24 protein-coding genes are annotated in these 23,137 nt (G+C 47.6%); 23 read left to right on the top strand and 1 reads right to left on the bottom strand.

The features are described from left to right. The first annotated feature begins 37 nt into the window (after positions 1 to 37). The 13 genes from rimO to V2546_RS13655 all read left to right on the top strand — a co-directional run bounded on the left by rimO (position 38) and on the right by V2546_RS13655 (position 10,163). Positions 38 to 1,375, top strand: a complete 1,338-nt coding sequence (gene rimO, locus V2546_RS13715) for a 30S ribosomal protein S12 methylthiotransferase RimO (protein WP_329752616.1) — start codon at positions 38 to 40, stop codon at positions 1,373 to 1,375. Then, entirely contained in the window at positions 1,359 to 1,901 is a 543-nt protein-coding gene (gene pgsA, locus V2546_RS13710; protein WP_015554586.1) for a CDP-diacylglycerol--glycerol-3-phosphate 3-phosphatidyltransferase, read from the top strand. The genes rimO and pgsA overlap by 17 nt, the downstream gene beginning before the upstream one ends. Beyond that, the gene (locus V2546_RS13705; protein ID WP_021904975.1) at positions 1,901 to 2,638 is read left to right on the top strand and encodes a nicotinamide-nucleotide amidohydrolase family protein; all 738 of its coding nucleotides are present in this window, start codon (positions 1,901 to 1,903) and stop codon (positions 2,636 to 2,638) included. Before pgsA ends, V2546_RS13705 begins: the two co-directional genes overlap by 1 nt. Before the next feature lie 53 nt (positions 2,639 to 2,691). Next, positions 2,692 to 3,012, top strand: coding sequence for a hypothetical protein (locus tag V2546_RS13700; RefSeq protein ID WP_329752615.1), 321 nt, complete (start codon positions 2,692 to 2,694; stop codon positions 3,010 to 3,012). Then, positions 3,009 to 4,175 carry a hypothetical protein gene (locus V2546_RS13695; RefSeq protein WP_329752614.1) on the top strand — a complete coding sequence of 389 codons (1,167 nt, stop codon included), beginning with the start codon at positions 3,009 to 3,011 and terminating at the stop codon, positions 4,173 to 4,175. The genes V2546_RS13700 and V2546_RS13695 overlap by 4 nt, the downstream gene beginning before the upstream one ends. 17 nt (positions 4,176 to 4,192) lie before the next feature. Then, complete coding sequence (locus tag V2546_RS13690) at positions 4,193 to 4,594, top strand: GerW family sporulation protein (RefSeq protein ID WP_015554583.1); 402 nt, start codon at positions 4,193 to 4,195, stop codon at positions 4,592 to 4,594. Between the two features lie 99 nt (positions 4,595 to 4,693). Then, positions 4,694 to 6,352 (top strand): AAA family ATPase, encoded by a 1,659-nt coding sequence (locus tag V2546_RS13685; protein WP_117503873.1) that lies wholly within the window; start codon positions 4,694 to 4,696, stop codon positions 6,350 to 6,352. 103 nt (positions 6,353 to 6,455) lie between these two features. After that, positions 6,456 to 6,593: a hypothetical protein gene (locus V2546_RS13680; RefSeq protein WP_166462275.1), complete on the top strand. Its 138-nt coding sequence runs from the start codon at positions 6,456 to 6,458 to the stop codon at positions 6,591 to 6,593. Between the two features lie 129 nt (positions 6,594 to 6,722). Further along, complete coding sequence (locus V2546_RS13675; protein WP_117469642.1) at positions 6,723 to 7,256, top strand: RNA polymerase sigma factor; 534 nt, start codon at positions 6,723 to 6,725, stop codon at positions 7,254 to 7,256. A 3-nt stretch (positions 7,257 to 7,259) separates the two neighbouring features. Continuing rightward, positions 7,260 to 8,258 (top strand): DUF4367 domain-containing protein, encoded by a 999-nt coding sequence (locus tag V2546_RS13670; protein WP_329752613.1) that lies wholly within the window; start codon positions 7,260 to 7,262, stop codon positions 8,256 to 8,258. Between the two features lie 77 nt (positions 8,259 to 8,335). Next, positions 8,336 to 8,614 carry a hypothetical protein gene (locus tag V2546_RS13665; protein WP_329752612.1) on the top strand — a complete coding sequence of 93 codons (279 nt, stop codon included), beginning with the start codon at positions 8,336 to 8,338 and terminating at the stop codon, positions 8,612 to 8,614. Between the two features lie 807 nt (positions 8,615 to 9,421). Then, the gene (locus V2546_RS13660) at positions 9,422 to 9,559 is read left to right on the top strand and encodes a hypothetical protein (RefSeq protein ID WP_021904979.1); all 138 of its coding nucleotides are present in this window, start codon (positions 9,422 to 9,424) and stop codon (positions 9,557 to 9,559) included. Positions 9,560 to 9,905: 346 nt separating this feature from the next. Next, entirely contained in the window at positions 9,906 to 10,163 is a 258-nt protein-coding gene (locus V2546_RS13655; protein WP_329752611.1) for a hypothetical protein, read from the top strand. A gap of 110 nt (positions 10,164 to 10,273) precedes the next feature. Here V2546_RS13655 and rpmB read toward each other — a convergent pair whose 3' ends face one another. Continuing rightward, the gene (rpmB, locus tag V2546_RS13650) at positions 10,274 to 10,459 is read right to left on the bottom strand and encodes a 50S ribosomal protein L28 (RefSeq protein ID WP_015554580.1); all 186 of its coding nucleotides are present in this window, start codon (positions 10,457 to 10,459) and stop codon (positions 10,274 to 10,276) included. A gap of 252 nt (positions 10,460 to 10,711) precedes the next feature. Here rpmB and V2546_RS13645 point away from each other — a divergent pair, with 252 nt between their 5' ends. The 10 genes from V2546_RS13645 to V2546_RS13600 all read left to right on the top strand — a co-directional run bounded on the left by V2546_RS13645 (position 10,712) and on the right by V2546_RS13600 (position 23,116). After that, a complete protein-coding gene (locus tag V2546_RS13645) occupies positions 10,712 to 11,068 on the top strand; it encodes an Asp23/Gls24 family envelope stress response protein (RefSeq protein WP_015554579.1) in 357 nt (118 codons plus the stop codon). Positions 11,069 to 11,084: 16 nt separating this feature from the next. Next, positions 11,085 to 12,791 carry a DAK2 domain-containing protein gene (locus V2546_RS13640; RefSeq protein ID WP_329752610.1) on the top strand — a complete coding sequence of 569 codons (1,707 nt, stop codon included), beginning with the start codon at positions 11,085 to 11,087 and terminating at the stop codon, positions 12,789 to 12,791. Between the two features lie 211 nt (positions 12,792 to 13,002). After that, positions 13,003 to 15,066, top strand: coding sequence for an ATP-dependent DNA helicase RecG (recG, locus tag V2546_RS13635; RefSeq protein ID WP_486463598.1), 2,064 nt, complete (start codon positions 13,003 to 13,005; stop codon positions 15,064 to 15,066). A 21-nt stretch (positions 15,067 to 15,087) separates the two neighbouring features. Continuing rightward, positions 15,088 to 15,594 carry an HD domain-containing protein gene (locus V2546_RS13630; protein ID WP_118298154.1) on the top strand — a complete coding sequence of 169 codons (507 nt, stop codon included), beginning with the start codon at positions 15,088 to 15,090 and terminating at the stop codon, positions 15,592 to 15,594. 60 nt (positions 15,595 to 15,654) lie between these two features. After that, the gene (locus V2546_RS13625; protein ID WP_329752609.1) at positions 15,655 to 16,221 is read left to right on the top strand and encodes a GNAT family N-acetyltransferase; all 567 of its coding nucleotides are present in this window, start codon (positions 15,655 to 15,657) and stop codon (positions 16,219 to 16,221) included. 162 nt (positions 16,222 to 16,383) lie between these two features. Further along, complete coding sequence (locus V2546_RS13620) at positions 16,384 to 17,343, top strand: DUF4340 domain-containing protein (protein WP_182426842.1); 960 nt, start codon at positions 16,384 to 16,386, stop codon at positions 17,341 to 17,343. Positions 17,344 to 17,489: 146 nt separating this feature from the next. Beyond that, the gene (locus V2546_RS13615) at positions 17,490 to 18,032 is read left to right on the top strand and encodes a chromate transporter (protein ID WP_118298157.1); all 543 of its coding nucleotides are present in this window, start codon (positions 17,490 to 17,492) and stop codon (positions 18,030 to 18,032) included. Then, positions 18,032 to 18,616: a chromate transporter gene (locus tag V2546_RS13610; protein WP_118321109.1), complete on the top strand. Its 585-nt coding sequence runs from the start codon at positions 18,032 to 18,034 to the stop codon at positions 18,614 to 18,616. Before V2546_RS13615 ends, V2546_RS13610 begins: the two co-directional genes overlap by 1 nt. A 319-nt stretch (positions 18,617 to 18,935) precedes the next feature. Further along, on the top strand, positions 18,936 to 20,855 hold the full coding sequence (locus tag V2546_RS13605) for a DNA gyrase/topoisomerase IV subunit B (RefSeq protein ID WP_118298159.1): 1,920 nt from the start codon (positions 18,936 to 18,938) through the stop codon (positions 20,853 to 20,855). A 14-nt stretch (positions 20,856 to 20,869) separates the two neighbouring features. Next, a complete protein-coding gene (locus V2546_RS13600; protein WP_329752608.1) occupies positions 20,870 to 23,116 on the top strand; it encodes a DNA topoisomerase (ATP-hydrolyzing) in 2,247 nt (748 codons plus the stop codon). Positions 23,117 to 23,137 lie beyond the last annotated feature (21 nt).

Raw genomic sequence — 23,137 nt, 5'->3', positions numbered from 1 at the left:
ACCGCGAAGTTATACAGAGAAAGGAAAAACAAACAGAATGAATTTACTTTTCATATCACTGGGCTGTGATAAGAACCTTGTCGATACGGAAAAAATGCTGGGAATCCTCGGGAAAGAGGGCTATTCCTTCGTGGATGATGAAAATGAGGCAGATATCGTCGTTGTCAATACCTGCTGCTTTATCGGCGATGCAAAAGAAGAGAGCATCAACACGATCCTTCAGATGGCGGAGTTAAAGAAAACAGGCCGCTTAAAGGCGCTGATCGTAACCGGATGTCTCGCACAGCGCTACAAGCAGGAGATCATTGATGAGATCCCGGAGGTAGATGCGATCCTTGGAACGACTTCCTATGAGGCAGTCGGGGAGGCGATCAAAGAAGTCATGCACGGAGAAACACCGGAGGTCTTCGAGAGCATCGATGCGCCGGTGAGCAAGACTACAGACCGTCTTGTGACGACAGGCGGACATTATGCGTTCTTAAAGATCGCGGAGGGCTGTGACAAGCGCTGCACGTACTGCATCATTCCGTATCTTCGCGGAAAATACCGCAGCGTTCCGATGGAGCAGCTTGTGAAGGAAGCGGAGGAGCTTGCAGAAAAAGGCGTGAAGGAGCTGATCCTGGTAGCCCAGGAGACAACTCTTTACGGAAAAGACCTCTACGGCGAGAAGAAGCTTCCGGAGCTCTTAAGACGTCTGGCAGCTGTATCCGGAATCCAGTGGATCCGTCTCCAGTACTGTTATCCGGAGGAGATCACCGATGAGCTCATCGAAACGATCAAGACCGAGGAAAAAGTCTGTAACTATCTGGACATCCCGATTCAGCACGCGAGTGATGCGGTCTTAAAGCGAATGGGCAGAAGAACAAACAATAAAGAGATCCGCGGGCTGATTGCGAAACTCAGAAGAGAGATTCCGGACATCGCGCTCCGCACCACTCTGATCTCCGGATTTCCGGGTGAGACGGAGGAAGACCACGAGATCCTGATGCAGTTTGTCGATGATATGGAATTTGACCGTCTCGGCGTATTCGCATATTCCCCGGAGGAAGATACCCCGGCATTCAGCTTTGAAAATCAGGTTCCGGAGGAGGTAAAGCAGGAGCGCCGCGATGAGATTATGGAACTCCAGCAGGAGATCGCTTTCGAGAAGTCCGAGGCGATGAAGGGACGCACTCTGGAAGTGATGATCGAGGGCAAGGTTGCCGACGAGAACGCCTATGTGGGCCGCACTTATATGGACAGCCCGAACGTGGATGGACTGATCTTTGTAAATACCGGACTTTCCCTGATGTCTGGAGATTTCCTTAAGGTACGCGTCACAGGCGCGTCCGAATATGATCTGATTGGGGAGGCAGAGGATGAATTTACCGAATAAACTGACAATATTACGAGTGATCATGATCCCGTTTTTCGTAGCCGCGCTTCTTTATGACGGCGGCGCAAACCAGAACATGCGTTATGTGGCGGCGGCGCTCTTTATCATCGCGAGCCTGACCGATATGCTGGACGGAAAGATCGCGAGAAAGTATAATCTGGTAACAAATTTTGGGAAATTTATGGATCCGTTGGCGGATAAACTGCTTGTCTGCTCCGCACTGATCTGTATGATCGAGCTTCGTGAGCTTCCGGCCTGGATGGTCATCATCATTATCAGCCGTGAGTTCATTATCAGCGGCTTCCGTCTGGTGGCATCCGACAACGGTGTTGTCATTGCAGCGAGCTACTGGGGAAAATTTAAGACCACATTCCAGATGATTGGGGTGGTTCTTCTGATCTTTAATATTCCGGCGTTGTCAACTTTGACGACGATCATTGTCTGGATCGCTCTTGCATTGACAGTAATTTCACTTGTTGACTACATTGTGAAGAACGCCGGCGTTCTTACGGAAGGAAAAATGTGATGATTCGAACAGAACAGGGTTATGCCCAGATATTTAAAATTTACGGAAAGAGCGAGACGGAAGTAAAGGAAAAGCTTCAGGACCTCTTAAAGTGCGGCGGCGCTGTCGTGATCTACACGAGACGCCGCGGAAAAGATGTCCATGTTCTCGCGGAGACACAGGCGGAGGATGAGGAGTCCGCCAAGGCGGCGTTAAAACCTGTTGCCAAGGAGATCAAAAAGGCACTGGGCGACATGTATTATTCCACGAAAGAGAATGAGACGATGGAAGAGACCGTTGTGCGCCTCCTCACAAAGTACGGACTCACGGTGACAACGGCGGAGTCCTGCACCGGCGGCATGGTGGCTGCAAAGATCATCAATGTGCCGGGTGCGTCTGACGTATTTGATCAGGGTTATATCACATATTCGAACAAATCAAAGAGAAAGATCCTCGATGTCAGCAAGGCAACTTTAAAAAAATACGGGGCAGTCAGTGAGCAGACCGCAAGGGAGATGGCACTCGGCGGTGTTCTCGCGGCTGATGCGGATGCCTGTGTTGCTGTAACGGGGCTTGCTGGTCCGGACGGTGGAACAGAGGAGAAGCCGGTGGGACTCGTATACGTTTCCTGCTGCATGAAGGACGAAGTGATTGTGGAGGAATGCCACTTCAACGGTACAAGACAGGAGATCCGGGAACATGCCGCGGTCACGGCGCTGGACCTTTTGAGAAGAATGATCATCAGATCCAGACAGTAGACCGGGTCCAGGCGGGATCTGGCCATAAATATTAAGGGATGAGCAGGTGAATCATGCGCTGGTATGAAAAACTGTATGTCGGGGAAAAAGCGAAAAAGCACAGATACGAAACGATCCAGGCGGTCCGGAATGGAAGACCAATGGGCTTTTATGTCCTGACTCCGGCGGCTGGGGAGCGGAACCTTTTAGATATCTATCCGGCGCTGACATTAAGGCTTCCTTACTATGAAAAGCAGGATCTTCTGATCATAGGGATCGCTGCGGATTTTGAGGATGCGGCGGCGCTTGCGGGGCGGATCATCTGCGAGGCATACAAAAAGACCGGCGGGTATGACGTGAACTCCTTTCTTTTCAGAAAGGGGTGCTGTGAGTGATCCATATATTGCTGATGATCTTAAAGGTCATCGGGATCATCCTGTTGGTGATCCTGGCACTGCTGCTCACAGCAGTTCTGCTCATTCTGTTTGTTCCGGTCCGGTACCGGGCGGATGTCTTATTTGAAGGAAAACCGGACGGGGAGGCGGCGGTGAGCTGGCTTCTACATCTCGTGCGGATCCGGGTGAGTTATCACGAACACGCGGATGTATCCGGGCGGGTGCTGTGGTTTAAGCTGTTTGATGTGAGATTGTGGCCGCCGGAGGATGAGGAAGAACAAAAAACAAAATCAGAAACAGAGCCGGTTTTTGCGGACTTTGAAAAAACACCGGTACTGTCAGAAAATGATTCTGAAATCAGAAAGACAGAGGTATCTGTTTTAACTGAAAACGAGCAGCAGAAAATACCTTTGGAAACAGTTGTGGAGGCATCGGAAGCGGAAGAGAAAAAAACTGCTGTGGATGACGGGACAGCTGTCCCGGCGGAAGATGATGAACTCGTTGTCCATGCAACGGAGCTTATTTCAGAATCGAATGAATCTTCTTCTCCCAGCGTACTGCCGGCGGATGCTTTAAAAAACTCCTCAAAGGAAAATTTTAAGGAATCCGTTGTGAAAGAGGAGCGCGTGGAGGAGGTTAAGAACTGTTTCGGTGCAAAGATCAAAGAAAAATTGGCTCGACTTATAAAAAAAGCCAGAACTCTTTGGAATAGAATCCGGGAACTGCCCGGAAAGATCCGGAAGCTGGCTGATGGAATATCAAAGAAGAAGATTTCTCTGGAAAAGACCTGGAACAGCATCTCGATGTTCTGGCACGACAGGCAGAACCAGAAAGCGTTCCATCTTGTCTGGAAGCGCGCAAAAAAACTTGTCCGCTACGTTCTTCCGAAAAAGGTGCAGGGACGGATTCACTTCGGTTTCGATGATCCCTACGATACGGGGCAGATTCTCACGGTGGTCAGTCCGTTTTATGGCTTATACGCGAGAACGCTGACTCTGGAGCCGGATTTCACCGGAACGGCGCTTGACGGAGAACTTCATTTTAAGGGTCGGATTGCCCTGTGGTATCCGCTCTGGACAGCAGCAAGACTGTTTATCAGTAAAGATTTCAGGAGATTACTTCGTTTCTTGAGGAAAAGAGATTCTGGGATGAAAAAAGCATAGATTTAGGAGGAATCGGTATGGCAGAAAATCAGTTTCCATCTACCGTGGATGCACTGTTTAAGGGGATGGATCATTTCATTACATCAAAAACCGTTGTGGGCGAGCCTGTGAAGGTGGATGAGAACACGACGATCATCCCGCTTGTGGATGTGACCTGCGGCATGGCAGCCGGTTCCTTTGCACAGTCCGCAAAGACAAATGGCGGCGGCGGTATGAGCGCGAAGATGAGCCCCAGTGCCATCCTCGTGATCCAGAACGGCATGACAAAGCTCGTAAATATCAAACATCAGGATGCAGTCACCAAAGTCCTCGACATGGTCCCGGATATCGTAAACCGCTTCACCGGCGGCAATGATATTACTCCGGACGCGGCGGCAAAAGCGGAGAAGATGGCAGCTGAGATGGAGAAAGAGAAATGAACACAATTCCTCGGAGCGATCCGGGGAATTGTTGTATCTGAACGCCATTTATGATAAAATGGTTTTAACGATTTCGGGGTATGAGAGGAGGGAATAAGCGTGACACATTTAAATATCCCGGTAGGAATTTCTGATTTTGCTGAGATCCGGCAGAATGGATATTATTATGTCGATAAGACAGGCCTTATTGCCGAGGTATTAAAAGCTCAGGCAGTAAAAGTGACACTGATTACCCGTCCAAGGAGATTCGGAAAGACATTGGGGATGAGTACTCTGGAAAATTTCTTTAGTATCCGAAAAGACAGTGCGGTATTGTTTCAGGGACTGGGGATCATGAATGCTTCGGCGCTCTGTCAGAAATGGATGAATCAGTGTCCGACGATCTTCCTTTCGTTTAAAGATGTGGATGGCCTGACTTTCGATAGTGCCTACGGAATGTTGGAAGCAACGATTGCTGAATTATTTCGAAAATATACAGACCTTCTGGACAGCGAAAATGTAAATGATTATGACAAAGAAGCTTTTCGCCGTATCTTAAAAGGCGAAGCCGGTACGACCGGAATCAAGAAAAGTCTCTCTCTTCTCATGCGAATGCTGAGTGATCATTATGGAAAACAAGTGGTGCTGTTGCTGGATGAGTATGATGTTCCTGTAGCCAAGGCGAGCAATCACCATTATTATCAGGAAATGTTAGAAGTAGTGAAAGCGATGATGAGCACTGCATTAAAAGACAACAATGCCCTTCAATTTGCAATCATTACCGGCTGCCTGAAGATCGCGAAAGAGAGTATTTTCACCGGAACAAATAATTTCGTGTCAGATACGATCACTTCTTCCAGGCTGAATGAATACTTTGGATTTACGCAAGATGATGTAGACAGGATTTTACGGGATGCGGATGCCAAAGATCATGCAGAGGCGATGAAATACTGGTATGACGGATATCATTTTGGCGATTTTGATGTATATTGTCCGTGGGATGTGATGAATTACCTGTTTGATCTTTCGAACGATCCGAAGGCAAGACCTGCGAGTTACTGGAAGAATACGAGCGATAACGCAATCATCCGCTCCTTTATCGATTATTCGGGGAGCAGTATTACCGGAAAACTGGAAACATTGTTAGCGGGAGGAACGATCTCACAGAAGGTTGAAGAAAACCTCACATACGATCTTCTGCACTCCTCAGAAGAAAATTTGTGGAGCATTCTTTATCTGACTGGCTATCTGACAGGGGTTCGCGGAGAAGATCAGACTACAAAACTTATGATTCCGAACGCGGAGATCCGGGAGATCTTCGAGTCGACTGTCGTAAAGTGGTTTCAGGACAAAGCGAAAGGAACTGACCGAAGAACTCTGTTCCATGCAGTATGGAATGGTGACAGTGAACTTTTGACGCGTGAGATGAGCACGCTGTTGAGAATGACCATCAGCTATCATGATTATAAAGAAGATTTTTATCATGCATTCCTTGCTGGAATCTTCGCCGGTGCGGGGTATATGGTGGAATCCAACCGAGAACACGGTGAGGGACGGAGTGATGTGATCGTATGCGATTCGGAAAACGGACGGCTCGCTGTCTTTGAGGTTAAGTGTTCTGCCGCACTTGAGAAAATGGAAGAAAGCTGTGAAACGGCATTGCGCCAGATCGATGAACGCATGTATGCAAAAGAGTTTGAAGACAGCTATGATCAGGTTCTCTGCTATGGAATTTCTTTCTATAAGAAACGCTGTCTGGTAAAGAAAATTCACTCGTGAACTCGTGAAATTCATGATTACTGGAAAGATACAGAACTGTTGCGAATCATTATCTAAAAGACCGCATAATCTGTCATAGACATTCCTTTTTGGGAGAATGGGTATGAAGCGATTATGCGGTCTTATGCTGTTCTGCGTAGGTTTCGGTATGACCTGGGCGTTAGTGCTGCCGACGACATTTTTCCTTGTACTCACGGCGGCGGCGCTGATGATCGTGGGGTATAATCTGTTTTGTGGGTAAAAATATTAAGCCCGTTAGTATTAGATTCTTATTTTTGTCGACATAAAAACCAAACAAAATATTGTCCCTTGTTGAATGCACTGCACCTTATATATTAAATAAATAACAAGAAGCACAGGAGATGGATTTATGCTATTCTTAGTATTATGCACCTTTTCAGAAGATGAGCAGGTTTGGATCGAACAATTATTTAATGAAAATCACACCCTTTTATATAAAGTTTCTTATCAGTTGCTTCAATCAGAAACAGACGCGGAAGACGCTGTTGCACAGGCATTTTTAAATATAATGGAACATTTTGAAAAAATCAGCCAGTTACCACGCCGCGACCAGATTCCCTATAGTGTTATTATTGCAAAGAATGCATCCTATGATATTCTTCGTAAGAAGAAAAAGATGATTCCGGTGGAAGAGTTTTATGAAACAAGGACGGATTCTGGAGTAGAAGAAGCTTTCTTTGAAAAATTCAAGAAGGAGCAGTTGGCGGTGGCATTAGAACATTTAGAAGAAAATGATCGAACACTTCTTATGTTTCGATTTGGTCGTAACATGTCATTAAAAGATATCGCAGTGCTGATGGGAATCTCGGAAGAGACAGCTAAAAAGAGGAGCCAGCGGGCAATAAAAAAACTGAAGAAAAAACTGGAAGAAATTGAGAGGTAAAAAGTGACAAGTATTTTAAGAGAAGTTTGTCGAGAAAGATTGAATCAAGAGTGGGCACAAGCTGATAAGAGTCTAGATAATTACAAAAATGTGATGTCAAAAGAAAGTAAATTGATTGACGAAGGGGAAATTAGAAAAAACATTTTGGATAAGGCAGCAAATAAAATTCTTGCACTCCCATTCCCGGAACAGGCTGTATTTCATCTTTATTATGCTTTTCACTTAGATGACTCGCAGATTAATGAAATTCTCATGATTCCGTATGCTCATGGAATGCGGATTAGTATGTTGAATTACCTTCAAAAATGGACAAGTACTCCAGAAATATTTGCATGTCCAGAAAGCATTTCTCAGATATGCACAATATCACTGACAAAGCTAATGGCTGAGATAAATACAACAGAGGATATCCAACATGTGTATTCTAGACATTTCAGAAAACAATTACGGAAAATCCATATTACACAACAACCGACAGATCATTTATTTCGTGGAATTTTGCGGGCTGCAGCTGTTTTTCTTGCGATTTCTCTCGGATTTTCAACAGCAATGGTCACAAATGCGGAATTTCGTGGAAAAATTTTGGAATGGATCGTGGAGACATATCCGAAGTATTCTAAAATCGGGTTGGAAGGTATACAAAATAAGCATGTCATAGAGGAAGGGAATAATTTAGGTTCTTTCCAGATTAACTATATTCCAGATGGATATCAATTGGTATATCAGAGCAATCTCCCATTAATGAAAAAATTCAGATATAAAAATTCAGAAAATACCAGTATTACAATACAAGTTTCACCTGGGAATGGGTCAAATAATTATAATACGGAGAATTCAGAAATAAAGTCATGTATGATCGGAGAGAAAAATGTATTATATTGGGAAAAAGATGGAGTCCGAATGTGTGTGATTAAGGAAGGGGAATGGCTGATAAGCGTTGTCACAGAACTTCCATTTAATGAAGTATTCAAAATTGTGGAAAATATAAATTATTGTAATTGACATGTCCCTAAAGTCTCATTTGACCGTTATATAGATGAAAAAGATAAAGGAGGACGTGTTTATGAAAAGACACAAGTATGATAACTGTAACTGTTTCTGTTATATCTATAACAGCAGTGATTGTAGGATATGCCGGAGTTGCAGCCTTTACCGGTGTGGCCAAAAGTAAAGTCAGCAAATGTGCGGCATCTATAAAAGCACTGATTGACGTAGCTGCTAATGATGACGTGGTTACAATGACTTTTCGTTATAAATGCAAAGAGGTGTGGGAGTCTGATCCATCTTATTCTGATGGTGGATTTTGGTTTTTGGGATATGTGACAGACTCTTCATATTTTAAATATACTATTAATTAAAACGCTTATGCTAACTGCTAATATCGCAAAATTATTTATTCCTATTGAGATCTGTTTTGCTGATATGATATTAGTTTTCTATGAAGGCTATTAAAGCAAAAATCAGTTTTTCTAAATCTAATTAAGAAGGTGACACATGCTTTTTTTATTAATAATCACACCTATTGTCCATTTCTTGCTTGCAAAAACAAAGTTCACAATAACGAGAATTATAATTGTATTGCTTCAAGAAATTATACAGACGATGATATGGAAACGGATATATGCAAATCGTACTAAATGGTTTTCGTATTTTCTAATATTATTTGGTACAATAATTCCATATATGCTATATTTAGATAAGGATATTCCTAGTGGTTATATGGCAACTATAATATTAATAGCGCTTTTTTTATGGATAGAACTTCTACAATATCAAAGAAAACTTCTGTTTTTCACTTTTGGTGTATCGATAGCATGTTTATTATTATATTATAAAGGATTTCCAACGAAAATGTGTGAAATATTTCCGTTATTAGTATACTGCATAGAAATATTTCCATTAATGCTCCAAGCAAAAAAAGAAAAGTAAGGGAATGCCTGACAATAACTCGGATATGAGTGCAGAAACAAGAGTATATCATATATCCTTCGGATAATATAATAGGTTTTGCGATGGAAAGTCGCGAATACTGGTAAAGAATGAATAAAAAGATCGAGCTACTAATAATAGATGCTCACAGAAGTTTTATAGATACGAAAAATAAAGGCCCCCTCATTTGAGGATGCCTTTATTTCGATTCCCTATCTTGTTTAGGGAGAATGGATATGAAGCGATTATGCGGTCTCATGCTGTTCTGCGTGGGTTTCGGCATGACCTGGGCCTTGATATTGCCGACAACCTTTTTTCTTGTGATTACGGCGGCAGCGCTTATGATCGTGGGATATAATCTGTTTTGCGGGTAAAACAGGACAGATGAGTGATGCCGGATCTTCAATTCTGATTTTTCGGGCAAAGGAGTCGAAAAACGGCACACCCCATTCTTGTTACTTTCGTGATGAGCAGGTGTGCCAAAATTTTTTATCAAGACGCAGAGAAGACGTTTGATATATAGGAATGTTTTTGATATAATGTAAACACGGAGTAACTGTTCAGTAGGTCTGCGCACTTGCTGCGCTGACCGTAAGAAAACATAGGCTGGAGGGCAAAAATCCCATCAGCGAAGCTGATTTGGAATGGATTTTTGCGTGTAACTATGAAGGTACTGAATAGTTACAACACGGAAGTATAAAGATGGAGAGGAGGACTTTTATGGGACCAATTTTTGAGGGTGATGGATGGTTCTGCGTGATAGCGATCATTGTTTCGAAGCTTTTAGCGGATATTCCCTGGCTGTCAGATCAACTGAGACTCCCGGGAATCGTGATGATCTCACTGATTTTTGCCCTGTTTTACGGGCCGGAACCAAAGCGGATCTCGAAAAAAATTTTCGTGGGAGGAGTAGTGGCCCTTACGGTCGCTTCGCTGCTTGGAGAGCTGGTCGGGAATTTTATTGGAAAAGGTATCTGAATCGTTCTGTTGGGAATGCAGATCTGAATAAAAAAATATGCGGGCACATGAAAAAGGCACCCTCACATGAGGATGCCTTCATTTCATTTCCCTATCTTGTAAAAGGAGGATTAAGCTCTCTCAACGAGACCGGATCTTAAGCAGGAAGTGCATACATACATCTTGCGGGAGCCGCCGTTAACCTTAACCTTTACAGATTTTACATTCGCGTTCCAGATTTTATTGGATCTTCTATGGGAATGGCTTACTCCATTACCAAAGTGAGCCGCCTTTTCGCAAATAGCACATTTAGCCATGATTCCACCTCCTTAATCATTCATACGGTTGGATGCAAAAATCCATAACATGGATATCATAGCAGAAGATTGCGTATTTTGCAAGCAAAATTTTTAAAAATTTCACATTTTTTTGAAAAATAGGTGGAATCCCATGGACAGAGAAAACGGGATATGGTATATTAAGGTTATCAAAGTTCAATAAGAAAGGAACTTTTGCGCCTTGATATCAGGATACGGCGCTTATTATCAGTAGGAATGGAGGCTTAGAGTATGAAGGGATGTATTAACAATAAAATGGGACAGATCCAGATCGACACCGATGTTATCGCTCTTTATGCCGGCACGACAGCGGTAGAATGCTTTGGAATCGTGGGAATGGCTGCAGTAAGTATGAAAGACGGTCTGGTAAAGCTTTTAAAGAGAGAAAGCCTGACTCACGGAATCAATGTAACGATCAATGATAATGCAATTGAAATCGACTTCCACGTAATCGTATCCTATGGCGTCAGCATCTCGACCGTAGCGGATAACCTGATCGAGAGTGTGAAATACAAAGTAGAAGAGTTCACGGGAATGCCGGTTGAAAAGATCAATATCTTTGTTGAAGGCGTTCGAGTGATAGATTAAGGAGGAAGTAAAATCCATGGAATTAAAGTCCGTAGATGCCGCTCTCTTACAGAAAGCGGTTCTGGCCGCAGCGAAAGGCCTTGAGGCAAAAAAAGAATGGATTAACGAATTAAACGTATTCCCGGTTCCGGACGGTGATACGGGTACGAATATGACTATGACGATCATGGCCGCAGCAAGAGAGGTGGCTGCGATCGAGAATCCGACAATGGAGTCCATCGCGAAGGCTCTCTCATCCGGATCCTTAAGAGGCGCCCGCGGTAACTCCGGCGTTATCTTATCCCAGTTATTCCGCGGCTTTACAAAGGAGATCAAGGAATCCAATGAGATTACCGTAACAACTCTGGCAAACGCGTTTACCCGCGCGACTGAGACTGCTTATAAAGCAGTTATGAAGCCGAAGGAAGGTACGATCTTAACAGTTGCAAAGGGAATGGCAGAAAAGGCCGTTGATCTTGCGACACAGACTGACGATGTGATCGACTTCCTGACCCAGGTGATCGAGGAAGGTGACTATGTATTAAGCCAGACTCCGGAGATGCTCCCGGTATTAAAACAGGCGGGTGTAGTTGACTCCGGCGGACAGGGTCTGATGCAGGTCATGAAAGGCGGTCTTGACGGTCTTTTAGGAAAAGGGATCCCGTTTGATGCGGTCGCTCCGGCCTCCGGAAATGAAGGATCCGCAAAGCCGAAGGTGGCTGCAGGAAGTGATGATCTTTCCACATCGGATATTAAATACGGCTACTGCACTGAGTTCATCGTAAACGTGGAAAAACCGTACGATATGGAGGAAGAGCAGAAGTTTAAAGGATATCTGGAATCCATCGGTGACTGTGTTGTCGTTGTCTCCGATGACGATATCATCAAAGTCCATGTTCACACGAACCATCCGGGTCTCGCGTTCGAGAAAGGCTTAACCTACGGTTCCCTTTCCAGAATGAAAATCGACAATATGCGCGAGGAGCACCACGAGCGTCTGATCCAGAACGCGTCGAACGTTGCCCAGACACCGGATGCCCCGGCGGAGGCAAAAGAAGAAGCTCCGGCTGCAGATGAGCCGAGAAAGCCATACGGATTTATCGCTGTCTCCATCGGCGAAGGTCTCGGCGAGATCTTTAAGGGGATCGGTGCCGACTATCTGATCGAGGGCGGCCAGACGATGAACCCGAGTACCGAAGATATGTTAAATGCCATCGATAAGGTCAACGCTGACGTGATCTATATCCTTCCGAACAACAAGAACATCATTCTTGCCGCAGAGCAGGCAAAGAGTCTTGTGGAAGATAAGAAGATCTTCGTCGTTCCGTCAAAGACCGTACCGCAGGGAATCGCAGCTCTCATCAACTTCCTCCCGGATCTTTCTCCGGAAGCGAACCTTGAGAACATGACTGCTGAGATGGGACATATCCGTACCGGCCAGATCACCTACGCAGTCCGCAATACAAACATTGACGGAATGGAGATCCACGAGGGCGATATCATGGGAATCGGCGATTCCGGCATGCTGGCAGTCGGTCAGGATGTGGAGGAGACGGTTCTTGAAACCTTAAAACGCATGGTGGATGATGAATCAGAACTCATCAGCGTCTACTACGGCGAAGATGTGACGGAAGAGAAAGCCGAAGCGCTCGTAAAGAAGGCGCAGGAAGCATTCCCGAACTGTGAAGTGGAATTAAACGACGGCGGTCAGCCGATCTATTATTACCTGCTCTCTGTAGAGTAAGCAGAAAAGTGTCCCGGAAATTGCAGGAACCGCTCAGAGTGTTTCTGTACGATCCTGTATTTCCCGACATATGTACAACGACAGAAAAAGCTGCTCCTTTTGGTCAAGAGACCTGACGAGGCAGCTTTTTCCGTTGCCGCCCGGTTGAAAGGAATAGTCCGCGGCGGATCCTGGCATGCAGATATGAGGCCAGAAGAAATGAGAAAGGAGCATGAAACCGATGGCAAACGACCAGTCCATAGAGACCTTAAAAGGGATCGGAGAAAAAACAGCAAAACTTTTTGAGAAAGTCGGGATCCGCACCATCGATGACCTGCTCCATTACTATCCGAAGGGATATGACACGTACAGGGAGCCGAAGGCGATCGGCGAGCTCTCCGAGGATGAGACCGGCGCTGTAGAGGGCTTTTTAAAGAGCGGAGCGACCGGCGTCCATATCAATGGGCTTTCGATCGTCCAGGCGACGATCAGCGACATGACAGGGAAACTGCGCCTTGTCTGGTATCATATGCCGTACCTGAAAAATACGCTCCGTCCGGACAGTCACTTTATTTTCCGCGGACGTGTGATCCGGAAGAAGAACGGTCTCACAATGGAACAGCCCCAGATGTTTAAACCGGAGGCATATGAGGAACTTTTATCCAGCATGCGCCCGGTCTATGCACAGACAAAAGGTCTTGGAAATAAGACGATCACCTCCGCAGTCGAACAGGCGCTCGCGATCCGCACCCTGGAGAGGGATTATCTTCCGGCCAGCTTAAGGATCTCCAACGAACTTGCGGAGTATAATTTTGCGATCGAGCACATCCACTTTCCGGCAAACGAGGAAGACCTGAGATTTGCGAGAAAGCGGCTCGTCTATGACGAGTTCTTCTTCTTTCTTCTGGCTGTGCGCCATTTAAAGGAAAAACGCCAGAACATCCGGAGCCCGTTTCATGTAGAAAAGCAGGAAGAATGCAGAAGACTCCTGAAAGATCTGCCGTACAGGCTCACGAATGCCCAGCTGAGGACCCTGGAGGAGGTGCTGGGAGACTTAAAGAGCGGCTCCGTCATGAACCGCCTGATCCAGGGTGACGTTGGTTCCGGCAAGACGATCATCGCGGTCCTGGCACTCCTGGCGGTCTGTGAAAATGGGTATCAGGGCGCGCTGATGGTCCCGACTGAAGTCCTCGCGAGACAGCACTATGAGTCTGTGGCGGAATTGTTTGCCGCACATGGAGTCGAAAAGGAAGTGGTGCTCATCACCGGATCCATGACGGCAAAGGAAAAACGGCTTGCCTACGAAAAGGTTGCTTCGCACGAAGCGGATATCATCATCGGCACGCATGCCCTGATCCAGGAGAAGGTCGTCTATGACAATCTGGCGCTCGTCATCACGGATGAGCAGCACCGTTTCGGCGTCGCCCAGCGGGAAATGTTTGGAAGCAAGGGACAGTTGCCGCATGTGCTCGTCATGAGCGCGACGCCAATCCCGAGGACCCTGGCGATCATCCTGTACGGAGATCTCGACATCTCTGTAATTGATGAACTTCCGGCGAACCGTCTCCCGATCAAAAACTGCGTGGTCAACAAGAGCTACCGCCCGCGCGCCTACCGTTTTATCGAAAACGAGGTAAAAAATGGGCGCCAGGCATACGTGATCTGCCCGATGGTGGAGGAGAGCGAGATGATCGAGGCGGAGAATGTCCTGGACTACACGAAGATTTTAAGGGAAAATCTGCCGGGGATCCGGGTCGAATACCTCCACGGAAAGATGAAGGGAAAAGAGAAGAATAAGATCATGGAAGAATTTGCCGCAGGGAATATCCAGGTCCTGGTCTCCACCACCGTTATCGAGGTCGGCGTCAATGTGCCGAACGCAACGGTGATGATGATCGAGAATGCCGAACGGTTCGGTCTTGCACAGCTCCACCAGCTTAGGGGGCGCGTCGGGCGCGGAGACAAGCAGTCCTACTGCATCATGGTCAACGCGTCCGGAAACAAGGAGAAAAACCGGCGTCTGGAGGTCCTAAATAAATCCAACGACGGCTTTTACATCGCTTCCGAGGATCTCAAACTCAGGGGCCCGGGGGATCTCTTCGGGATCCGCCAGAGCGGCGATCTCGAATTCCAGCTGGCGGATATCTATACGGATGCCGTGACACTGAAAAAGGTGTCCGAGGATGTGAACCGGCTTCTGGCGAGGGATGAGAACCTGGAAGAGGAAGAAAACCGGGAACTGAGAAAGCGGCTTGACCGGTTTATGGAAGAGAAGTACGAGAAGCTGAATTTATAGAAAAAGAGGAGAATGACATACATGACGAGACTTGATGAACTCTTATATGAAATGACACGCTATGACGATAAGGATGTACGACGGATCCAGCACTTTTTAAAGGTGCATGAGTTTGCGAGACTGATCGGTCTCGCGGAGAACCTCGATCCATACACCCAGGAGGTCCTGGAGGCCGCAGCGATCGTTCATGATATCGGAATTCACAAGGCGGAAGAGAAATATGGACGGAATACCGGAAAATATCAGGAGATGGAAGGTCCGGGAGAGGCACGGACGATGCTCACGGCGCTTTCCTGGCCGCAGGAGGTCATTGACCGCGTCTGCTATCTCGTGGGACACCACCATACCTACGACAACATTGACGGAATGGATTACCAGATCCTCGTGGAGGCGGACTTCCTTGTCAACCTCTTTGAGGACGGCTCCACGCCGGATATGCAGAAAAACGTATTTATCCGGAATTTCCGGACGGAGGGCGGAAAACGCCTGTTCCGCCTGATGTTCGAGAGCGGAGAAAACGAAAAATAAACCGCCTGGACCCAATGGTGCCGGGCGGCAACGACGATTGAAAGTAAGAGGAAAGAATCTATGATGATCGAACTGAAACAGGTATTTTCAGGAAAGCGCCTGGAGGAGGTCCATGCACTCTATGAGACCGCCTTCCCGGCATGTGAGAAAAAGCCGTTTTCCATGATCACCGCCGGTCAGGAGACAGGACTTGTCGAGATCCTGGCGATCGAGGAGAATAACGGATTTCTCGGTCTCGCCATCATGGCGAAAGCGGGAGACCGCGTCCTGCTCGATTATTTTGCGATCGCTGATCAGGCGCGCGGACATGGCGTGGGATCCGCAGCCCTTAGGGCACTTCGCGGGAAATATCAGGGCATGCGGCTCATCATTGAGATCGAGAGTACAAAATGTGTGGATGAGGAGGAACTTTTCCTTCGTACACGCCGGAAGAAGTTCTATCTCCGGAATGGGTTCACGATGCTGCCCTACGATATCGATCTCTGGGGAACCGAGATGGAGATGCTGTCGAACGGAATACCGTGCTCCTATGAGGAATATCTGGATATCTACACGACTGCGTTCGGGGAAGAGGTCTCGGACCGGATCCACTTTTTGCGGGAGGTTCCGGCGGCGGAGGAAATCTGATCACAGATAGAGCAGAAATGATCCGCATGGGACCGCGTGATCAGGGATATTGCCGCTGTGGAAAGAAAAGGTATGGCAAATTCACAAAAAGTACACAGTGGTGTGCTATAGTTGGCACAAATAAAGCTTTGCCAACAATTAACGATGAGAGGATTACAAAATATGAAAAAACATGTATTATTAGGAGCACTGCTCCTGACTGCAGCACTTTCTGCAAGCATTACCGGCTGTTCTTCTTCCGGCACAAAAGAATCCGGCTCTCCAAAGGTGGAAATCGCTGAGATCCGTGATGAGACCGTGGAACCTGACTTTTCCGGCGCTGATATCGAGGTATATTCCTTAAATGCACCGATCGACTTCGATTATTCCAGTGCGGACACCGACATGATCTTTAAAAAGAAGGACGGAGTATGGCTGGATGCCATGGATTCCGCGATCCCGATCAATCAGGATAAATTTGATGCGATGGCCCGGAACTTCTTAAATCTCCACGCAGTTTCCGAGATCGCGGATGCAGACGGCAGTGATCTTTCTTCTTACGGGCTGAGCGAACCGGCATATACGGTTACGATCACAGATGGAGAAAAAGGAGCAATCACCATGGATATCGGAAATCAGGACGCCGATGGCAATTATTACCTTTCCGATGAAAAGAAGATCTACACGATAAAGGCTGCCACCGTGGATTCCCTGGTATTCGATTACTCTACACTTGTTGTCCGTGACGGTCTTGATCTTCAGATCTCCCCATCGGATATTCAGAGTGTCTCCATCACAATGGATGGAAAGACAACGACCATCAGCAGCTCCGATACGGAAGCGATGACGAAGATCGCAGACGGGATCAACAACCTCAAGGCATTTGATTATGCGAGCTATCATATCCTGAGTCAGGAACTTACAAATGCAGACCTGACGACGGATACGCGCAACACCTTCCAGGCAGAGCTTACGGTAAACGGAGAGAAGAAATCTCTCACAGTCTATGTCGGAACCTATGCAAATCCAGATCAGACATACCGTTATATCCAGCTTGACGGTTCCAACATGATCATGGTGGTCGACAATAATGTCGTTTTGAATCTTTTAAACGGAATGATCCCGGAAAAAGATCTTCAGTAATGCGGAAGAGACTTGTTTTGCAAAGTTTCTGAAATTTTTTCAGGTCAGAAGGCAAGGAAAAGGAGAGAGGATCTACCTTTTCCTTGCCTTTTTTTCTTGTTTGAGCTATTATAATACATAACTTTGAAAATAAAGGAGAGAAAAACATGAATCGATTACTCGATCTCTTCCTTACGTTTGCCAGAATCGGCGGTCTTACCTTTGGCGGCGGATATGCGATGCTTCCGATCCTCCAGAGAGAAGTCGTTGAGAAAAAAAAATGGACAACGGAAGAAGAACTTATGGACTATTACGCGATCGGACAGTGTACTCCGGGCGTTATCGCGGTAAATACAGCGACTTTCGTCGGTCAGGGACTCGCAGGTCCGATCGGCGGTATTGTTGCAACCCTGGGAGTTGTATTCCCGTCCCTGATCATCATCACGGTCATCGCAGCGTTTATCCAGAACTTCGCACACCTTGCGATCGTCCAGAACGCTTTCGCGGGGATCCGTGTCTGTGTCTGCGTCCTGATCTTCAATGCGGTCGTAAAGCTCTGGAAAAAAGCGGTCGTCGATAAGCCGACACTTGTGATCTGCGTGCTCGTGATCCTCGGCTCCGCGCTGACAGATCTTTCCCCTATCGTATTTGTAATTTTTGCGGCGGTTGTTGGAATTATCCTGAAGAATAAGGAGGTGGCTTCCAAATGATGATCCTGATCCGATTATTCTTCGAATTTTTCAAAGCCGGACTCTTCGCGATCGGCGGCGGAATGGCGACACTGCCGTTCCTCTATAATATCTCCGACAAGACCGGATGGTTCACTTACGGACAGCTTGCCGATATGGTGGCGATCTCCGAGTCCACACCGGGACCGATGGGCGTCAACATGGCAACCTATGTCGGCTTTACAACGGCCGGACCGGTCGGCGCAGTCATTGCCACACTCGGTCTGATCACACCGTCGATCATCGTGATCCTGATCATTGCCGGCTTCTTAAAGGCATTTAAGACAAACAAATATGTCCAGAACGCCTTTTACGGTCTCCGCCCGGCCTCCACAGGCCTGATCGCGGCGGCAGGGCTTTCCGTCCTTTCACTGGTCCTTCTTCATAAGGACGCCTTCGCGGCGAGCGGAAAGATCACAGACCTGATCAGTATCCGCAGCATCGTCCTTCTCGTGGTGCTCTACTATTTCACCGCGATCTGCAAAAAAACAAAAGGACTTCACCCGGTAGCGTTCATCGCGGCTTCCGCTGTGATCGGGATCGTGCTCCGGTTCGGTGGAGTATAAATTTCAGTACATCAGCCTGTGGGGGATCTTCCGCAGGCTTTTTATTTACGCGAACAGCGAGCCAAAGTCCGCGCTTGCGCGAGACCCTGGCGACTGTCGCGATAACAAGGGGAAACCCGCGAAGCGTGTTTTCATCTGCTTTTCGAATATATGTTCGATAGAAAACACTTGCAATTCTGGAAGTTTTGAGTGTATAATAGGAAAAGCTGACTACAAAACATGGCCGGAGCATTATGCAGCGGCCACGAAAATAAAAATGAAACTGCGGCGGGGAAATGCTCTCTGCCGCAGTTTATGACTTATAATTGGAGGTCTTTACATGGCGAAAGCACAGTATAATGCTGACAGTATCACCGTACTGGAAGGACTGGAGGCAGTCCGCAAACGTCCCGGAATGTACATCGGAGGCGTTGGAACTAAGGGCTTAAACCATTTGATATACGAAATCGTCGACAATGCGGTGGACGAGCACCTGGCCGGATTCTGTACAGAGATCACGGTAACGTTGGAGGCGGACGGATCCTGTACCGTAAAAGACAACGGCCGCGGGATCCCGGTGGAGATGCATAAAAAAGGCGTCTCCGCAGAGCGCGTGGTCCTCTCAACTCTTCACGCGGGCGGAAAATTCGACAATAATTCCTATAAGACCAGCGGCGGACTTCACGGCGTCGGTTCTTCTGTTGTAAACGCTCTGTCGGAACGGATGAAGGTCAAAATTTCCAGAGATGGAAAAGTATATTATGATGAATATGAGAAAGGGCATCCGGTCGTTGAGCTGAAGGACGGTCTTCTTCCGGTGATCGGAAAATCGAAGGAGACGGGAACGGAGATCAACTTCCTGCCGGATCCAACGATCTTTGAGAAGACAAAATTCAAGGCGGAGTGGCTGAAGAGCCGCCTTCATGAATCTGCATACTTAAACCCGAAGCTGATCCTTCACTATGTAAATAAACGTGCGGGCGAAGAGGAAAGCGTAACTTACCATGAGCCTGACGGGATCGTCGCTTATGTCCGTGAACTGAACAACGGAAAAGAACCGATCCATGAGCCGGTATATTTTAAGGGCAGTGTAGACCAGATCGAAGTGGAAGTCGCATTCCAGTTTGTGGACGCCTTTGAGGAGAATATCCTCGGATTCTGCAACAACATCTTTACCCAGGAGGGCGGATCCCACCTGGTGGGCTTTAAGACGAAATTTACCCAGCTGATCAACTCCTACGCGAGGGAACTCGGCATCTTAAAGGAGAAAGACAGCAACTTTACCGGTGCTGACACGAGAAACGGCATGACGGCCGTTGTCGCCGTAAAACACCCGGATCCGATCTTTGAGGGACAGACAAAGACAAAACTTGCCAGTGCCGATGCGACAAAGGCCGTGTTCACGATGACAGGGGAGGAGCTGGAGCGCTTCTTTGACCGTAACCTTGACACCTTAAAAGCGATCATCGCCTGTGCAGAAAAATCCGCGAAGATCCGGAAAGCGGAGGAAAAAGCAAAGACAAACATGCTCTCCAAGTCAAAGTTCTCCTTCGACAGCAACGGAAAACTTGCAAACTGCGAGAGCCGTGATCCGTCGAAATGTGAGATCTTCATCGTCGAGGGAGATTCCGCCGGCGGTTCCGCAAAGATGGGAAGAAACCGTCAGTTTCAGGCGATCCTGCCGATCCGCGGAAAGATCTTAAACGTGGAAAAGGCATCGATGGACAAGGTTCTGGCAAACGCCGAGATCAAGACGATGATCAACGCGTTCGGCTGCGGATTTTCTGAAGGTTATGGAAATGACTTTGATATCACAAAACTGAAATATGATAAGATCGTCCTGATGACCGATGCCGATGTGGACGGAAGCCATATCGACACCCTGCTCCTGACGTTCCTCTACCGCTTTATGCCGGAGCTGATCTACGACGGTCACGTTTATATCGCGATGCCGCCGCTCTACAAGGTCGTTCCGAAGCGCGGGGAAGAGCGCTATCTGTACGATGACAAGGCGTTAGAAGAGTACAGAAGGAGCCATTCCGGGGACTTTACGCTTCAACGCTACAAAGGTCTCGGTGAGATGGACGCGGACCAGCTCTGGGAGACGACTTTAAACCCGGAAAACCGTGTCTTAAAGCGGGTGGAGATCGAAGATGCCCGTATGGCGAGTGAGGTGACGGAGCTTCTGATGGGAAGTGATGTCCCGCCGAGAAAGAAATTTATCTATGATCATGCCGATGAGGCGGAGATCGACGCATAAAAGGAGAAGTTACCATGTCTGAAAAAATATTGCGAACTGAATATTCGGAGGAGATGCAGAAGAGCTATCTGGACTACTCCATGAGCGTCATCACCTCACGAGCGATCCCGGATGCCAGAGACGGTTTAAAGCCGGTACAGCGCCGAGTTCTCTATGATATGAGCGAGCTCCATCTGGACCACGACAAGCCGCACCGGAAATCGGCCCGTATCGTCGGCGATACGATGGGTAAATATCATCCGCACGGTGACAGCTCGATCTATGAGACGTTAGTCGTATTATCCCAGGATTTCAAAAAAGGAATGGCTCTGGTGGATGGTCACGGAAACTTCGGCTCGATCGAAGGTGACGGCGCTGCAGCCATGCGATACACTGAGGCGCGCTTAAAGAAGTTCGCGGAAGAAGTTTATTTAAAAGATCTTGATAAGACCGTGGATTTCGTCTCGAACTACGATGAGACGGAAAAAGAGCCGGAAGTCCTTCCGGTCCGTGTGCCGAACCTTCTCGTAAACGGCGCGGAGGGAATCGCAGTCGGAATGAGCACCAGCATCCCGACCCACAATCTGGGCGAAGTGATCGATGCGGTGAAGGCGTATATCGACAACCGCCTTCTCACCGTGGAAGAACTGATGGAATATATGCCGGGACCGGATTTCCCGACCGGAGGTATTATCGCGAACAAGAGCGATCTTTTACAGATCTATGAAACCGGGAGCGGAAAGATCAAGCTCCGCGGAAAGATCGAGGTGGAGCTCGGAAGAAGAAAAGCGGACCGCGACAAGCTCGTGATCACAGAGATCCCATACACGATGATCGGCGCCGGGATCAACAAACTGCTCGTCGATATCGCCGATCTCGTGGAGACGAGAAAACTCACCGATGTGGTGGACATCTCGAACCAGTCAAACAAAGAAGGCATCCGAATCGTCCTGGAGCTCAAGAAGGACGCCGATGTCAATAAGATCAAGGCGATCCTCTACAAGAAGACGAAGCTGGAGGACACTTACGGCGTCAATATGCTGGCGATCGATGAGGGACGCCCGGAGACGATGAACCTCAAACAGATCTTAAATACGTTCCTGGAATTCCAGTACCGGAATATGACGAAGAAGTACAATGTGCTCCTCGAAAAGGAACTGGAGAAGAAAGAGGTTCAGGAAGGTCTCATCGAGGCCTGCGACGTGATCGACCTGATCATCGCCGTACTCCGCGGCTCAAAGAACATGAAGGACGCGAAGGAATGCCTGATGACGGGAAATACCGAAAAGATCAGATTCCGTGTGCCGGGCTTTGAGGAGGATGCAAAGAATCTTCACTTTACCGAGCGCCAAGCGACAGCGATCCTCGAGATGCGCCTCTATAAGCTGATCGGCCTCGAGATCCTTGCACTCCAGAAATCGTATAAAGAGACCCTGCGGAAGATCCGGGAATATCAGCATATCCTCTCCAACCAGAAAAACATGGACGTTGTCATCAAGGAAGATCTCGATGCGATCAAGGCAGAGTTCGCAGAGCCGAGAAGAACACTCATCGAGGACGGCGAGGAGATGGTCTATGTGGAGGCGAAGGAAGCAGCGAAGGAAGTGATCTTCGTTATGGACCGCTTCGGCTACTGCAAGACGATGGACCGCTCCATCTATGAGAGAAACCAGGAAACGGTGGACAGCGAGAATGTCCGCGTCCTCCCGGTGATGACAGATGATAAACTCTGCATGTTCTCTGATACCGGAACCATGTATCAGGTGAAAGTCGCCGAGTTCCCTGCGCTCAAAATGAAGGATAAAGGAATCCCTATCGAGAATGTCAGCAAATTTGACGGCAAGACGGAGACACTTCTCTTTATGCTTCCGGCTTCCGGCCTTGCAGGGAAAAAGTTCCTGTTCGCGACATCCCAGGCATCCGTAAAGATCGTTCCCGGTGAGGAATTTATGACGGCAAACAAGACCGTTGTCGCAACGAAGCTCGCCGAAGATGATAAACTTGTGGAGATCCGGGAAATCGGCACGGAAGTCGACGGGGAGCGAGATGTGGTTCTCCAGACTGTGGATGGAATGTTCTTAAAATTCCCGCTCGCGGAGATCCCGGAACTTAAAAAGAACAGCCGCGGCGTTCGCGGGATCCGTCTCGAAAAGGAAGATACGCTGGAACATGTCTATCTGCCGGATGTCGACGGAACTGCTCACTATAAAGGAAAAGAAGTTGCCCTCGGACGGTTAAAAGCCGCAAAGAGGGATGGAAAAGGGACGAAAGTTCGGTTATAATAATAATATAATATATAGGAA

It is taken from the genome of Clostridium sp. CM74B_53 (assembly GCF_036318045.1).
GTDB lineage: Bacteria > Bacillota > Clostridia > Lachnospirales > Lachnospiraceae > Pilosibacter.
This window is presented reverse-complemented; position numbering and strand designations above follow the sequence as displayed.